The sequence below is a fragment of the Mycobacterium yunnanensis genome (genome assembly GCF_025823185.1).
In the GTDB taxonomy this organism is placed as follows: Bacteria; Actinomycetota; Actinomycetes; order Mycobacteriales; family Mycobacteriaceae; genus Mycobacterium; species Mycobacterium yunnanensis.
The window spans coordinates 755,738-770,130 of record NZ_JACKVK010000008.1 but is presented as its reverse complement, the minus strand read 5'-3'; the positions used below and the strand labels follow the sequence as shown (position 1 = coordinate 770,130).

13 protein-coding genes are annotated in these 14,393 nt (G+C 70.0%); 3 read left to right on the top strand and 10 right to left on the bottom strand.

The window, feature by feature from the left end; translation table 11 throughout:
- Nucleotides 1-30: 30 nt before the first annotated feature.
- Nucleotides 31-384: a DUF3060 domain-containing protein gene (locus tag H7K45_RS13650; protein ID WP_263996994.1), complete on the top strand. Its 354-nt coding sequence runs from the start codon at nucleotides 31-33 to the stop codon at nucleotides 382-384.
- A gap of 1 nt (nucleotide 385) precedes the next feature.
- Here H7K45_RS13650 and H7K45_RS13645 read toward each other — a convergent pair whose 3' ends face one another.
- The 4 genes from H7K45_RS13645 to H7K45_RS13630 are packed head-to-tail and all read right to left on the bottom strand — an operon-like array spanning nucleotide 386 to nucleotide 4,466.
- Nucleotides 386-1,156, bottom strand: coding sequence for a crotonase/enoyl-CoA hydratase family protein (locus tag H7K45_RS13645; RefSeq protein ID WP_263996341.1), 771 nt, complete (start codon nucleotides 1,154-1,156; stop codon nucleotides 386-388).
- Nucleotides 1,153-1,887: a PaaX family transcriptional regulator C-terminal domain-containing protein gene (locus H7K45_RS13640; protein WP_263996340.1), complete on the bottom strand. Its 735-nt coding sequence runs from the start codon at nucleotides 1,885-1,887 to the stop codon at nucleotides 1,153-1,155. Before H7K45_RS13640 ends, H7K45_RS13645 begins: the two co-directional genes overlap by 4 nt.
- A gap of 4 nt (nucleotides 1,888-1,891) precedes the next feature.
- On the bottom strand, nucleotides 1,892-2,830 hold the full coding sequence (locus H7K45_RS13635; RefSeq protein ID WP_263996339.1) for a crotonase/enoyl-CoA hydratase family protein: 939 nt from the start codon (nucleotides 2,828-2,830) through the stop codon (nucleotides 1,892-1,894).
- Between the two features lie 7 nt (nucleotides 2,831-2,837).
- Nucleotides 2,838-4,466, bottom strand: coding sequence for an acyl-CoA dehydrogenase family protein (locus tag H7K45_RS13630; RefSeq protein WP_263996338.1), 1,629 nt, complete (start codon nucleotides 4,464-4,466; stop codon nucleotides 2,838-2,840).
- 72 nt (nucleotides 4,467-4,538) lie between these two features.
- On the opposite strand from H7K45_RS13630, the gene H7K45_RS13625 reads away from it, so the two are divergent.
- A complete protein-coding gene (locus H7K45_RS13625) occupies nucleotides 4,539-4,880 on the top strand; it encodes a cupin domain-containing protein (protein ID WP_263996337.1) in 342 nt (113 codons plus the stop codon).
- Here H7K45_RS13625 and H7K45_RS13620 read toward each other — a convergent pair.
- Both H7K45_RS13620 and H7K45_RS13615 read right to left on the bottom strand, forming a co-directional pair.
- The gene (locus tag H7K45_RS13620; protein ID WP_263996336.1) at nucleotides 4,851-5,930 is read right to left on the bottom strand and encodes a phosphatase PAP2 family protein; all 1,080 of its coding nucleotides are present in this window, start codon (nucleotides 5,928-5,930) and stop codon (nucleotides 4,851-4,853) included. The two genes, H7K45_RS13625 and H7K45_RS13620, sit on opposite strands and share 30 nt — an antisense overlap.
- A 757-nt stretch (nucleotides 5,931-6,687) precedes the next feature.
- Nucleotides 6,688-6,909, bottom strand: coding sequence for a hypothetical protein (locus tag H7K45_RS13615; protein ID WP_263996335.1), 222 nt, complete (start codon nucleotides 6,907-6,909; stop codon nucleotides 6,688-6,690).
- Here H7K45_RS13615 and H7K45_RS13610 point away from each other — a divergent pair.
- Nucleotides 6,899-10,573, top strand: coding sequence for a cadherin-like domain-containing protein (locus H7K45_RS13610; protein ID WP_263996334.1), 3,675 nt, complete (start codon nucleotides 6,899-6,901; stop codon nucleotides 10,571-10,573). The genes H7K45_RS13615 and H7K45_RS13610 overlap by 11 nt on opposite strands.
- A 10-nt stretch (nucleotides 10,574-10,583) precedes the next feature.
- Here the strand turns inward: H7K45_RS13610 and H7K45_RS13605 are convergent, their stop codons facing one another.
- From H7K45_RS13605 to H7K45_RS13590, 4 genes are read right to left on the bottom strand one after another with little or no spacing between them, the layout of a single operon-like run.
- A complete protein-coding gene (locus H7K45_RS13605) occupies nucleotides 10,584-11,333 on the bottom strand; it encodes a deoxyribonuclease IV (RefSeq protein ID WP_263996333.1) in 750 nt (249 codons plus the stop codon).
- 30 nt (nucleotides 11,334-11,363) lie between these two features.
- The gene (locus H7K45_RS13600) at nucleotides 11,364-12,293 is read right to left on the bottom strand and encodes a 1-phosphofructokinase family hexose kinase (RefSeq protein ID WP_263996332.1); all 930 of its coding nucleotides are present in this window, start codon (nucleotides 12,291-12,293) and stop codon (nucleotides 11,364-11,366) included.
- Entirely contained in the window at nucleotides 12,290-13,063 is a 774-nt protein-coding gene (locus H7K45_RS13595) for a DeoR/GlpR family DNA-binding transcription regulator (protein WP_263996330.1), read from the bottom strand. Before H7K45_RS13595 ends, H7K45_RS13600 begins: the two co-directional genes overlap by 4 nt.
- Nucleotides 13,060-14,313, bottom strand: coding sequence for an FGGY family carbohydrate kinase (locus tag H7K45_RS13590; protein ID WP_263996328.1), 1,254 nt, complete (start codon nucleotides 14,311-14,313; stop codon nucleotides 13,060-13,062). The genes H7K45_RS13595 and H7K45_RS13590 overlap by 4 nt, the downstream gene beginning before the upstream one ends.
- Between the last annotated feature and the right edge of the window lie 80 nt (nucleotides 14,314-14,393).

Sequence of the window (14,393 nt, the reverse complement as noted above, 5' to 3'; positions counted from 1 at the left end):
GTTCGTTCCTGGAGACTCCTCGTGGCAGCGATGGGGGCGACGGTACTGGCGGGTTGCTCGGACTCCGGAGCTCCGACCGTGACCGCAGGCTCCTCCGGGGTGCAGGTCGAGATCGCCAACACCATCAACTACGGCTCGGTCGGCACGACCACCGAGATCGACTGCGCCGACGGTAAGTCGCTGACCGTTGGCGGCTCGAACAACACCCTCCAGGTCAAGGGCAGGTGCACCAACGTCAACGTCGGCGGCGCCGACAACAAGTTGACCTTCGCCGAGATCACCGACGCCCTCAACGTGGTGGGCCTTAACAACACGGTGAGCTACTCCGCCGGTCAGCCCAGGGTCGAGGACACCGGAGCCGGCAACTCGATTCGACGGGGCTGAATCACTCCTTGGCGCCGTGACGACCGGCGCCGTCAGCGAAACGCCGTGCCCCCGATAGTGATTCGGCCGCGACGCGCGACATGCTGCCGAATTCGACGTCCATCGCCTCGGCCTCGGACATCCCCCACTGCCCCAACGCCGAGAGACGGTCTGCGCGCAGACACTGCTGCGGCAGCGCGGCCAGGTCGGCGGCGAGCGCCTCGGCGGCCTGACGGGACTGCCCGGGAGGCACGACGCGGTTGGCCAGCCCGATCGCGAACGCCTCCGCGGCGTCGACGCTGCGCCCGGTGAGGATGAGGTCCATCGCGCGACTGTGCCCGATGAGCCGCGGCAAGCGGACGGTGCCACCGTCGATGAGTGGCACGCCCCAGCGGCGGCAGTACACGCCGAACACGGCGTCCTCCTCGACCACCCGCAGATCGCACCACAGCGCGAGTTCGAGCCCGCCGGCTACGGCGAACCCGCTCACGGCGGCGATGACGGGCTTGGACAGGGTCATCCGCGACGGCCCCATGGGTCCCGGCCCGGTGCGATGGACCGGGTTTGCCTCCGGCGTGCCGAAGGCCTTGAGATCGGCTCCGGCGCAGAAGGTTCCGTTGTCACCCCAGAGCACGGCGACGGCCGCGTCGTCGTCGTGGTCGAACTCCTCGAAGGCGGCGTGCAGGGCCGCCGCCGCCGGTCCGTTGACCGCGTTGCGCGCCTCCGGACGGTTCATCACCACCGTGGTGACCGGTCCGTTGCGCTCGACGCGTACGCCGCCGGGATGAGTCATGTGGCCTCCATCAGTTGGGTGTCGTCGCGACGGGCCACCAGTTCGGCGGCGAAGTCGTGGTAGGCCTGCCGCAACTGCGCGCCCGGCCAGTCCGCCGGCAGCAGCTCGGCCGGGAGCACCGGATCCGACAGCAGATGACGGACGGTGGCCGCGGCGGCCACGAACCGCGTCGGGACGTCCTCGGCGTCGGACAGTTCGGCGAGCAGGCGACCGCCGGCAGCCGCCCACCCGGGTAGATCCCACAGCGCGGCGACCAGACCGGCGGGATCGTCGTCGCGCGCGTCGAGCACCCGCACCCGGTCGCGCACGTCGTCGGTCAGCTGCAGGTCGAGGTTGGCCGGTCTCATCCACACCCCCTCACGCAATTCGCCGAACCGCTCGTCCTGCAACGTCGTCCGCAGTGTCGCCCGGCTCCGGGCGTCGGTGCCGACGCTGGTGATCACCAGCGTGCGCCACGTGCCGTCCCACCGATGCTGCCGAGGGTTCAGCGCGTCGTCCTGGCGCCGTTGCCTGGCGAGCAACCGGTCCGACAGGCGGTAGCCGTCCGCGGAACGCACCAGGTCACCAGCGCCGACCATGCGCGTCAGCGCCACCCGCAGCGTCGGTTCCCGGATGCCGAAATCAGATGTCAGGGTGATCAATTCGGCCGCCGACGCCCAGGCCGGGTGGGCGCCGAGCAGTACGCTCAGCACGACGGACCTGGCGGTCAGCCGGGCCAGCGTACGAGCCACCCGGTCACACCCCCGACGTCGCGCGACCGGCGTCGCCGAACGGCTCGTCTCGAGATCTGACCGCGTCGCGGAAGCCCCGCGCGGTGGCCTCGGCGACGAAGGCGTGCCCCTCCGGCGTGTGACGCGCGACGCCGTCGAACACGGTGCTGACCATGCTGCTGGTGGCCACGCCCTGGTTGAACAGCGCCGTGTTCAACGCCAGCTTGGCCATGATGAGCTGGTTGACCGGCATGGCGGCGATGCGCGCCACCAGGCGCTCGGTACGTTCGTCGAGATCCTCGGGGTCGGGTGCCTCGACGGCCAGTCCCCATTCGGCGGCCTGAGCGCCGCTGATGCAATCGCCGGTGAACAGAAGGCGTTTGGCGCGCTGATCGCCGAGGCGGTGGGCCCACAGGCCGGCGGCGGGCACTCCCCAGACCCGCATCGGCGGATAGCCGATCTTGGCGTCCGAGGCGGCGATGACCTGGTCGGCGTGCAACGCGATGTCGGTGCCACCGGCCACGCAGTAGCCGTGGATCTTCACCACCGTCGGCTTGTCGGCGTGCATCAAGCTGGCGAAGCCACGGACGAACCGGCTCATCATCTGGTAGTCGACCATGGGGTCCCACGGTTGATCGGGCAGATGGTTGACCGCCTGGGTCTTGCCGTCGAGCACCGTGCCCTTGTATCCGCCGGTGCCGCCCGCCGAGGACGTACGGTCCGCGTACGCCGACAGGTCGAACCCGGCGCAGAACCCCGCGCCGCGGCCGGAGATCAGCATGACGTGCACGTTGGGATCGAGGTCGGCGCGCTCGACCAGCGCGGAGAGCTCCAACGGGGTGTCGGCGACGATGGCGTTGCCCTTCTCGGGCCGGTTGAAGGTGATGCGGGCGACCCGGTCGGTGACCTCGTAGGTCATCGTCTTGAGGTCGTCGAAGTCGACCGGCCTGATGGCGTGCGTCATGCGCCGGTCACCCCTTCACCAGCGCCCGCTCGATGATCGGCGCCAGGTCCAGTCCGGTCGGCAGCGTGCCGAACGCGCCGCCCCATTGGCCGCCGAGCCGGCTGGCCAGGAAGGCCTCCGCGACGGCGGGGTGCCCGTGGCGCACGAGCAACGAGCCCTGCAGGGCCAGCGAGATGTCCTCGGCGATCTTGCGGGCCCGGTATTGAATGGTGGCAAGATCCTCCAGCTCGGCGCGCAGCGAGGTGACGTGCGCGTCCAGCCGCGGGTCGTGGCCCGCCGTGCGACTCAGCTCGTCGAACATCACGTCGACGCATTCGGGCCGAGTTGCCATGGCGCGCAACGTGTCCAACGCGCTGACGTTGCCAGAGCCCTCCCAGATGCCCATAAGCGGCGCCTCGCGGTACAGCCGCGGCATGCCCGATTCCTCGACGTAGCCGTTGCCGCCGAGGCACTCCATGGCCTCCGCTGCGTGCGGGGTGGCGCGCTTGCACACCCAGTACTTTCCGGCGGCCAGGCCGATCCGGCGCAACAGCGTCTCGCGCTCGTCGCCGCGGGTGGCCGCGTCGGTGGCACCGGCCATCCGCATCGCGAGCACGGTCGCCGCCTCGGCCTCCACGGCCAGGTCGGCGAGCACGTTGCGCATCAGCGGCTGGTCGATCAGATACTCGCCGAACGCCTTTCGATGCTGGGCGTGGTGAATCGCCCGGGTGAGACCGGTGCGCATGCTGGTGGCGCTGCCCAGCGTGCAGTCCAGCCGGGTCAGGTTGACCATCTCGATGATGGTCGGCACCCCGCGGCCTTCCTCGCCGACCAGCCAGGCGGTGGCGCCGTCGTACTCCACCTCGCTGGATGCGTTGGCGTGATTGCCCAGCTTGTCCTTGAGGCGCTGCAAGAACATTCGGTTGCGGCTGCCGTCGGGGAGTATCCGCGGAAGGAAGAAGCACGACAATCCGTTGGGGGCCTGGGCGAGCACCAGGAACACGTCGCTCATCGGGGCGGAGGTGAACCACTTGTGACCGCGCAGCGAGTAGCTACCGTCGCCGTTCGGGGTCGCCTCGGTGGTGCCGGCGCGCACGTCGGAGCCGCCCTGCTTCTCCGTCATCGACATGCCCGCGGTGATGCCGGCCTTGGTGGTGGGGATCTTCAGCTCGGGGTCGTAGGTGCGGCTGGTGAGCAGCGGCTCGTAGAGTACGGCCAGCTCCGGGTTGTGCCGCAGCGCCGGGACCACGGCGTAGGTCATCGAGATCGGGCAGACGTGCCCCGCCTCCGGCGTCCACACCGACGTCTTGGCAGCACGTACCACGTGGGCACCCGGCCGGTCGTCGGCCCACGGCGCCGCGTGCAGGCCGTGTCCGATCGCGACGGTCATCAACTGGTGGTACGCGGGGTCGTAGTCGACCTCGTCGACGCGGTGCCCGTATCGGTCGTGGGTCTGCAGGGTCGGCTGGTGGCGGTCGGCCAGCTCGCCCCACCGTTGAGCCTGACCGCTGCCGGCGAGCGCGCCGAGTTCGAACACCTCGTCGGCGCCCCATTGGCCGCCCTCGCGGATCAGGGCCTCGGCGAGCACGGGCGACGTCGCAGGGTTGTAGTCCTCCAACGGCGGAACCTGGTTGGTGACGACGTGCGTATCTGACATGCCAGTCACTGTTACATTTTTTCGACAACCGCACAAGGTTCGTAATGACAGCCGTGACCGCATACTGATGCCATGGAACCCAACTCCGTCGTTCACGCCGCGACGCTGGAACTCGACCACGAAGCCGTGCCCGCCGGGCAGGCCGTCCGCGGCGAGCCCACGACGGCCGCGACGGCCGTCGACGAGTTCTGCAGCCTCGAGGTCGGCGTGTGGGAGATGTCGCCCGGTGTGATGAACGACGTGGAGACCGACGAGGTGTTCGTCGTGATCGCCGGCGCCGCCACCGTCGAATTCGTCAGTGGCAGAGACCCGTTGGAGCTCGGCCCGGGTGACGTCGTCCGCCTCGCCGCGGGGACCGAGACCGTGTGGACCGTGACCGAGACGCTACGGAAGGTCTATCTCGCCGCCGGATGACGCGCGCGCTCGCCGCCGCGTTTCGTAGCGGTGCAGCACCGCCACCGCGACCGCCGCGAGTGCCCACCCCAGCAGGACGTCGACGACGTAGTGCTCGGCGCTGTACACCAGCGCGAACGCCATGACCACCGGGTAGGCGACCAGCACCGGCCGCCACCGGCGGGTGACCCTGGACCAGAGGAACGCCGACACCGCGGCCGTCATCGCGGCGTGCAGTGACGGAATGGCTGCCACCAGGTTGACGCTGGCTTGCCCCTGATCGATCAGCGCGCTCGCCGTGTGCAGGTGCATGCCGTCCCATCCTCGGCCCACGATGCGCTCCACCCAGGGGTTGGCCCCGTCGTGGCCGGGCGTCATCGTGCCGAGCAGACCGCCGTCGGAAACGCCGCGGCCGGAGGCGAACATGCACGGCGGGGACGACGGCCCGGCGGCGACGTCGGCGGGGGTGCATCTGGCCGCCGCCCACGGTGGAGCGGCGGGTAGCAACGCGTAGATCGCCAGCCCCGCGAACGACACTCCGACGAACAACCGCACGAAGGCCTTCCACTCCTCGCGGTCGCGAAGCCACAGCACCGCGGCCACGGCGTACGGCAGCACGAAGAACGACATGTAGACGATGCTGAGGACGACCTCCCACCCGGGCGGATCTGGCATCTTCAAGCGCTCCTGCAGCCACACCGTCGGCATCACCCCGGAGAACAGCCAGCGGTCGGCGTCGGCCTGCCAGTGCCACAGCGTCGGACGGCCGATCAGCGTGGCCGCACCCCTGCTGAAGTCGTAGGCCACCAGAACCAACGCGAACGGCAGCCAGTCGCGGACGAGGTAGAGGACGCGCCGACCCTGCCCGATGCTCGCGGCGGCGAGGCCGGTGCAGATGTACAGGAAGAGCAGTTCTCGGTTGAATGCGATACCCCGGGTGACCGTCAGGTAGGCCACCACCACCACCCAGACGGCCACCCCCACCCACCGTGCACGACGGAGCCGGCGGTCCCGAGCGTCGGCCGCATCCTTGGCCTGCACCTCGGGTGACGACGCGTCGAGTACGGACACGGGAACCTTTCGCCGTCGGGAGGGGAATGAGTTCCCGTGGAGGGAGTCGTCAACCCTGCCGACATCCGACGTTCACGAAGTTGACGCCAGAGGCGTCTGTGGGACTCGGCCTGGCCAGACACCCGGTCACGAACACCGCTAATTTGCGAAGAAATCAAGACCATCTGAGGAGCAAACAAGATCAGTCATTTCAGGCTACCCCGTACATAAACCACTGAGCTGCTTTTTTCCCATATTTGGGAGTCTTTAGCAAATTTCCTAAAACGTTAGCAGCAACACTCTCGCGTGATAACGTAACGATCACAGCGAGATCACTGCAACGCAGCGGTGCGCCAAGGCAAGGGGGGGCCGTGAAGTACAGCAGTTTCGTGGGACGGGTAGGGGCCTTGGCCGTCGCACTGGGAATCGGTACGGCGGTGGCCACCCCGGGGGGTGTGGCCACCGCCAGCGCCGACACGAGCGGCGACTCGACGACGTCCGCAAGTCAAACCACAGACACCGGCGACACGGCGGATCCCACGTCGGCGCCCCAAACCGACACGCCCGGCTCGTCGCCCACCAACGCGGGACCAACGTCCGCTCCGACGGCGCCGGAAAGCGGTACCGGAAACGAGGCGAGTTCCGCGACGTCGGTCGAGGTCGCGCCCGGCGTGACGGTGTCCCATTCCGGCGGTGCCCTGACGTCGACGCATGGGTCCGCGTCGGCGTCGAACACCGCATCCAGCGCTGCCGCGCGCGCGACCAGTTCGAAGGGCGTTCAGAGTCCGCAGCCGACCACCACGCAAAAGCTCCAGACGTCGACGTCCTCGGCTGCCACGACGACGTCGGTTCGGTCGCAGGTGTCGAACCCCTCCACGACGGAGACGCCGGCATCGGTGTCGGCATCGGCGTCGGCCCGAGCCGTCGAATCTCTCGCCACGACGCCGGTTGCGCCGGCCGCCGCCGTGGTCGCGAGCCCGGCGCAAAGCGTGGTCGCCACCGTCCTGAGCAAGGTCGTCGCACCCGCGCTCAACGCCTGGCTGACCACCCTGCAAACGGGATGGGCCGAATCGCCACTGGCGTGGATGGTCCTCGCGGCGACACGACGTGAGATCGACACCACCGCCGCTCCGACCCAAACCGCGCCCGCTGCCATGCGGTTGGCCGCCACGCAGACCGTGGCCGCGGCAGTGGTGAACCAACCCCCGACGGCCCAGGTGACGTTCTCGACGCCCAACCCACTGACCGGGCTCGTGACGGGCACCGTCGTCGCGACCGACCCCGAGGGCGTCAAGCCGACCGTCACGCTGACGACCAAACCCGCCGACGGAACGCTGGTCTTCGACGCCACCAAGGCCACCTTCACCTACACCCCGACGACCGCACAACGCATCACCGCGGGCGCCACGCCACAGGTCGACACCGTCGCGATGACCGTCACCGTCTCCGACGGCGTGAACAAGGTGCCGGTTCAAGTCAACATTCCGATTGCGGACATCCCGCTCGTGGTGCGAACCGACGTTCCGGTGACCGGCGCCGGGGCGGTCGCCGCGACCGGTACGCGCGCCTACGTGACCAATCGAGACGCCGGCACCGTCACGGTGATCGACACCGCAACGTCCAAGGTGATCGCCACCTACGCCGCCGGGTCGGCCCCCGATGCCGTGGCCGTCAAGCAGGATGGCACCAGGCTCTACGTCGCCAGCTCGACCAAGAACACGCTGACGGTCCTCGACGCCGCGACCGGAGCGGTCAAGGCCACCATCGCCGTCGCCAAGCCCACCGCCGTCACGATGAGCCCCGCCGGCGATTCCGTGTACGTCACCAGTTACGACCCGGCGAAGGTGCTGCGCATCAGCACTTCGACCAACGCCGTCGCCACCACGACGGCGATGCCGACCGGTTACCGTCCGACGGGTCTGGCCGTCAGCCCCGACAACACCCGCGTCTACGTCACCGCCGACGCACCGACCGGTGGCACCTCGGTGCTCACCTTCGCTCCCACCGCGACGACCACCACCGTCCTGGGGAAGACGACCAGCAAGGCCACCGTGTTGACGGTGAGCCCCGACAACGTTCGGGTGTACGTGGGCGCCGAGGACGGCACGGTGTCCGTCTTCGACACCAGGACCAAGGCGCTGGTGGGCATCGTCCCGACCGGCGGCTTGCCCACGGCCGCAGTGGCGGTCACCCGGGACGGCACCGCGTTCTTCGTGACCGACGCCGCCGGACGCGTCGGCGCCTTCTCGGCCACCACCGGCGCAATCCTGAGCGCCATGGCCACCCGTGCGACGAACGACGTCTCGCAGCGTCCCGGAGTCGCCTTCAACCCCGACGCGACGGAGATGTACGTCACCGATCGTCCGGCAGGCGTCGTGCACGTCGTCTCGTTGACCGCGGTGAACGCGAATCCGGTGGCGGGCGTTCCGACCAAGAGCGCACCCAATGCCACGACCGGTGTCATCACCGGGACGTTGGGCGTCACCGACCCCAACGGAGACCCGTTGAGCTACACCGTGACCGGGGCGCCGACGAAGGGCACCGTCGTGGTCAACGCGAACGGCACCTTCACCTACACGCCCACCGCCGCTGCCCGCCATGCGGCCGCGACGACGGGCGCGACGCCGAGCCTCACCACCGACTCGTTCTCGGTCACCGTGTCCGACGGCAGGCGCGGCGTGGTCGTCACCACCATCGGGGTCGACGTCAGCCCGACGAACGTGGCGCCGACGGTCACCAAGACCGTCGGCCTGCCGAACGGCACCACGGGGGTCGTCACGGGCAGCGTCGCGGCGACCGACCTCGACAAGGACGTCGTGACGTACACGCAAGGCACCGCGCCCACCAAGGGCACCGTAACCCTCACGGCGACAGGTGCTTTCACTTATACGCCCACCGCCGCCGCCCGGCACGCCGCACAGAGCCCGACGGCCACGGCAGCGGACAAACAGGACACCTTCACCGTCTCCGTCGACGACGGGCACGGCGGGGTCGTCGCCACGGCGGTCACCGTGAGCATCAGCCCCGTCAACTCCGCGCCCACCGGCGGCTCGGGATCGGTGACGCAGACCAACACCACGACCGGAGCGGTCACCGGCGTGCTGACCGCGGTCGACCTCGACGGTGACAAGTTGACCTTCACGTCGGCCACGCCGCAAAGGGGCACCCTGACCATCGGGGCCAACGGCAGCTTCACCTACACCCCGACCACCGCGGCGCGCGACGCGGCATCTGCGCCGAACGCCTCCGCCGCGGTGAAGAGCGAGGCCATCGCCATCACCGTGACCGACGGGTACGGCGGGACGTCCACGTTCACCTTGACGGCCCCCATCACGCCGTACCTGACCGGCAACCGCCCACCGGTGGCGGGCACGGCGACCGTGACCAGTTCGTCGTCGGCGATCGGCACCGTGACGGGCACCGTCGTCGCCACCGATCCGGACGGCGACGCGCTCACCTTCGGATTGAAGACTGGGCCCACCAAGGGCGTGGTGAAGGTCGACGCGACGACGGGGGCCTACACCTACACGCCCACCGTCGACGCCCGCTACGCCGCGCTCGTGACCCCCGGCGTGGACACCGACACGTTCACCGTCGACGTCAAGGACGCGGCGGGCGCCTCCACGACCGCGACGGTCTCGGTGACGATCGTGCCGCCGAGCGCCAACGCCGTCGACCAGCGTCCGACGAGCGTGGCAATCCACGTGCCGGACCTCCTGTTCTACTCGCAGGCAGACCTCGACAAGGCTCTCGACACGTTGCAGTCGGTCGGCATCACCGACATCCGGGTGCTGGTGCCGTGGGCAGCCGTTCAGCCCCTGCCCGGGTCGAACGACTGGAGCGCGGTCGACCGCGTGATCAACGGCGCCGCGGCGCGCAACATCAAGGTGCTCGGCATCCTCAACTCGCCGCCTGTCTGGGCTTCCGTGGCGAACACGCTGCCGCTGGCCGGGATGCCTGCGGACAACGCCCAGTTCGCCGCATTTGCCGGTGCCGCCGCCGCTCGCTACAAGGGAAAGGTCACGGCTTGGGAGGTGTGGAACGAGCCGAATGCCATCACGTTCTGGCAACCCGGGCCCAATGCAGCGCAGTACGCCGCGTTGCTGAAGGCGGCCTATCCCGCCATCAAGGCAGCTGACCCCGACGCCGTCGTGGTCGCGGCATCGGTGGGTTCGACGATCGACTGGTTCGGCCTCACGGTGAACCCGGTGCGATTCGTCGACGAGATGTACAAGGCGGGTGCCGCTGGCTACTTCGACGCACTGTCATTCCACCCCTACCAGTACACGACCCCGTTTTCCCAGGGCGGGTACATGTATGAGTCGCCGATCAGTCAGGCCAACCGGATCTACGCCTTGATGGTCGCCAACGGTGATGGCAACAAGAAGATTTGGGCGACCGAGTACGGCGAGCCCTCCTCGGCCGCCGGCAACGACAACCAGGCCTCGTATTTGGGTGACTTCCTGCGAAGCTGGCGCACCCTGTCGTTTGCCGGGCCGTCCTTCATTCACACACTGCTCGACAACGCGAGCACCGATCCGGCGGAGGCGTCGTTCGGCCTGTTCAACGCGGACTGGACCCCGAAGCCGGTGGTGTCGACGGTGAAGACCGTGATCGCCGAGAACGACGCCATCGAGGCGGCCAAGAACGCCAGCGCCATGTGAAGCCCGTGGGTCAGACGTTCTCCCGCAGGAACGCGATGTCGTCCTTGCGCCCCTCGTCGGAGGTCTCGCAGATGACGGGGGCGTCGGCGGCCTTCACCACGGCGACCAACAGCTGCGGGTCGATCTGACCGGTGCCGAAGTTGGCGTGCCGGTCGGCACCCGACCCTGCGGCGTCGCGAGAATCGTTGCAGTGCACCAGGTCGATGCGACCAGTGATCGACTTGATCCGCTCCACGGCGTCGACCAGTGCCTCGCCGGCTGCCCACGCGTGGCAGGTGTCGAGGCAGAAGCCAATGCCCTTGTCGCCGATGTGATCCCACAACCGGGCGATGGTGTCGAAGTGGCGGGCCATCGCATGGTCGCCACCGGCGGTGTTCTCCAGGTACACCGGCACGTCGGTCGTCAGCGAGTCCAGCGCCTTGACCCACCGCTCGAAACCGGCTTCCACGTCGTCGTCGTCGGCGTGCCCACCGTGGACGATGACGGCCGTTGCGCCGACGTCGGCGGCCGCATCGCACGTGTCCTGCAGGATCTTGCGCGACGGGATGCGCACGCGGTTGTTCGCCGACGCCACGTTGATCAGATACGGGGCGTGCACGTAGAGCGGCACACTGGACGCGCGCAGCGCCTCGGCGTCATCCCGCGGCTTCGGCTTCTTCCAGCTCTGCGGGTTGCCGAGGAAGAACTGGACGACCTCGGCACCCTCCGCCGCGGCGGCAGCCAGTGGGTCGTCGTCGTGGACATGCGATCCGATCAGCACGGCGCCAGTCTAGGTCCGCCGCCCGACACGTCAGGCCAGCGGTGCGTCGGCCCTGATGGGCGCCAGGTGAACCGGTCGACGCGCGTCAGGCACACCCAGCAGCGTGCCGTCCTGCTCGACCGCGGTGGCCCCGAACCGCAGGGCGTTGGCCAACGCGTCGGGACCGCCGCCGGGCACGGCCAGGTAGCCCGCCAGGAACGCGTCTCCCGCACCGACGGTGTTGACGACGCGCCGGGCCGGTGCGGTGCCGTGGAGCGCGTCGGGCAGGTCCGCGTCGACCAGCACGGCGCCGGCCCCGCCGAGACTCACCAGGACGGTCCGCACGCCCCGGTCGAGCAGTCTGCGCGCCGCGGCCTCCACGTCGCCCAGGGTGCGCAGCTCGATGCCGAGCACCTCGGCGAGTTCGTCGGCGTTCGGCTTGACCAGGTGCGGCGCGCCGGCGGGGTCGGCCAGTACCGCCGACAGCACCGCACCGGACGCGTCCACCCCCACCCAGCGGCCGGCCGCGCGTGCCTCGGCCACCGCGCGTGCGAGCCGGCTCGGAGTGAAGCCGGCGGGCAGGCTGCCCGCCCAGAGCACCCGGTCGGCGACCGCCGCCGCGGCACACAGGGCGGCGACCTCGTCCTCGGTCACCGTGGGGCCGGGCTCGTTGACCTTCGTGCTTCTGCCGTCGGCCTCGACCAGGGAGACGTTGCTGCGCACCTCACCGGCGATCGGCACGCCGACCACGTCGAGACCCACCTGCCTGAGGGCCGAGACGATCTCGCGCCCCGTCCCACCGCCAACGGGAAGCACCGCCCGCACCGGCACGTCGACGCCGTGCAGCGCGAGGGCGACGTTGACGCCCTTGCCGCTCGGTTCGGTCATGGTGGTGGTGGCGCGGTTGACCCCTCCGGGTACGAGCCGCGGGAGGTGCAGGGTGCGGTCGAGGCTGGGGTTGGGCGTGACGGTCACGATCATCGATCGGCCACCTCGACGGTGACGCCCGCGGCGCGCAGCCGGGTGCGGTCCGCGGCGGCGGCCCCGGCATCGGTGATCAACACGTCGACGTCGTCGAGAGTGGCGTGCCGGGCGTGACTGACGTGACCGAACTTGCTCGAGTCGACGAGGAACACCCGCTGCCGGGCCGCGGCCAGCATCTGGTGCTTGACGTCGGCCTCGTCGGGGTCGGGGGTGGTGAGTCCGCGGTCGAAGGACAGTGCGTTGGTGCCGAGGAAGGCGACGTCGGCGTTGACCGTGGCCAGCGCCTGGCCCGTCAGTCCCCCGACGGCGGCCATCGTCGCCGGCCGGATTCGCCCGCCCAGTGCCACCACCTCGACGCCGCGGGCGTGCAGTGCCGCGCCGACGGGCCAGGAGTTGGTGTAGACGACGAGTCCGCGGTCGGTCGGCAACGTCTCGGCCAGGCGCAGCGTGGTGGTCCCGGCGTCAAGCAGCAGCGAGCCACCGTCGGGCACGAATCGCAGTGCCCGCCGGGCGATCGAGGACTTCTCCGCCAGCCGAACCCCCCGGTCGGCGACGTGCGGCTCGGCGCGGCTGGGCTCGCAGGGCACCGCACCACCGTGGACCCGTCGCAGCAGGCCACGACCTTCCAGGAGGGCGAGGTCCTTGCGCACGCTCTCGGCGCTGACCGCGAATCTGTCTGCCAGGGCGGCACTCTCGGCCCGGCCATCGGCCTCGAGGAGCCGCAGGATTTCCGCGTGCCGTTCGTCGGCGAACCACGTCCTGGTCATGACCGGCCCAGGTGCTCGTCGACGTCGAGTTCGCCGCACGCTCGCGCGGCCAGGGTGGCCGCGCCAAGGGCACCCGCCTCCTCGACGCTCGACACCTCGAGCGGACCGAACCGAGAACGCTTGGCGCGCATCACCTCTGAACTGTGCCGCCACCCTCCGGTCACCACGACGCGCACGGCGGGGCCGACGACGTCGTCCATGGCGCGGTGCAGCGCCAACGCCTCGTCGGCGGCCGTGGCGACTACCGAGCGCCACTCGGCGCCCGGTCCGGTGCCGTCCTCGGCGGCGGCGGCGGCGTCGAGCTCGGCGACGTCGGCACCGAGGCGTTGCAGCGTACGCAGTTGCGCCAGTCCACCCTCGGTGCCGCCGAGCAGACTCCAGTGGCCGGGCTCGACGCTCGGGTCGGTGGTGATGCCCGTCAGGGCGAGGCGGGCGACGTCGGCCGGTGACGGTATCGGGGTGATGGTGCGCACCAACGCCTCCGCGGTGCCCGACGAATCCAGTTCGTAGCCTTGGCTCGTCGCGCGGGCGCCGAGGGCAGAGGCCTGGTGGTCGTGACCCGCCAGGGTCAAGACCGCGCCGCTCAGCAGCGGGCTCACCACGTCGGAGCGCACGACGCCGACCGGCACCCCGGCGGACACCAGGGGCGGCATCAGTTCGCGGCGCGCCCCCGACCACTGCAGCGCCGCGTCCCACCAGTCCCCCGCCGCGACGTCGAGCCAGCCGGTGCGGCCGGCGAGGGAGAGTTCGATCACCGCGTCGCCGCCGAGTCGGCGCACCACCCACCCACCGACGTCGAACCGCGTCGTGGCGTCGCGGGTGGCTGGGGCGTTGCGCAACAGCCAGCGGTGCTTGGTCAACGAGAACTGGCCGCGCAGTGGCTTTCCCGCGACGCCGCCGAACTGCTCGGCGCCGATGGTCGCGTCGAGGTCGGCCACCTCCTCGCCGTCGCGGTCGTCATGCCAGGCGATGACGGGGGCCAGCGGCTGCTCGCGTGCGTCGACCAGCACGCCGGACTCCCCCATGCACGTCACCCCGACGGCCGCAACCGCGACACCGGCGTCCTCGGCCGCGGCACTGAGCGCGCCGGAAGCGCTGCGCCACAACGCCTCCGCGCTCATCTCGGTGCCGTCGGCGGTGGTCTCCCACGTCGTGGGCGCCCGCCCGCTCCCCAGGACTCGGCCGTCGCGATCGTAGACGACGGCCTTGCTCGACGTGGTGCCGACGTCCAGTCCGGCGTATGCCGTCATCGCTCTCCCACCATTGCCCATTTGGATCTGCATGGATATGGTTGCGTTTGATTGGACATCAGTCAAGCCCGGACGGGAGA

Coding starts and splice junctions, on each gene's coding strand:
- H7K45_RS13595 (WP_263996330.1), bottom strand. CDS start 13,063: ATGACCAGGACGTGGTTCGCCGACGAACGGCACGCGGAAATCCTGCGG.
- H7K45_RS13590 (WP_263996328.1), bottom strand. CDS start 14,313: ATGACGGCATACGCCGGACTGGACGTCGGCACCACGTCGAGCAAGGCC.
- H7K45_RS13600 (WP_263996332.1), bottom strand. CDS start 12,293: ATGATCGTGACCGTCACGCCCAACCCCAGCCTCGACCGCACCCTGCAC.
- H7K45_RS13645 (WP_263996341.1), bottom strand. CDS start 1,156: ATGACTCATCCCGGCGGCGTACGCGTCGAGCGCAACGGACCGGTCACC.
- H7K45_RS13635 (WP_263996339.1), bottom strand. CDS start 2,830: ATGACGCACGCCATCAGGCCGGTCGACTTCGACGACCTCAAGACGATG.
- H7K45_RS13650 (WP_263996994.1), top strand. CDS start 31: ATGGGGGCGACGGTACTGGCGGGTTGCTCGGACTCCGGAGCTCCGACC.
- H7K45_RS13625 (WP_263996337.1), top strand. CDS start 4,539: ATGGAACCCAACTCCGTCGTTCACGCCGCGACGCTGGAACTCGACCAC.
- H7K45_RS13630 (WP_263996338.1), bottom strand. CDS start 4,466: ATGTCAGATACGCACGTCGTCACCAACCAGGTTCCGCCGTTGGAGGAC.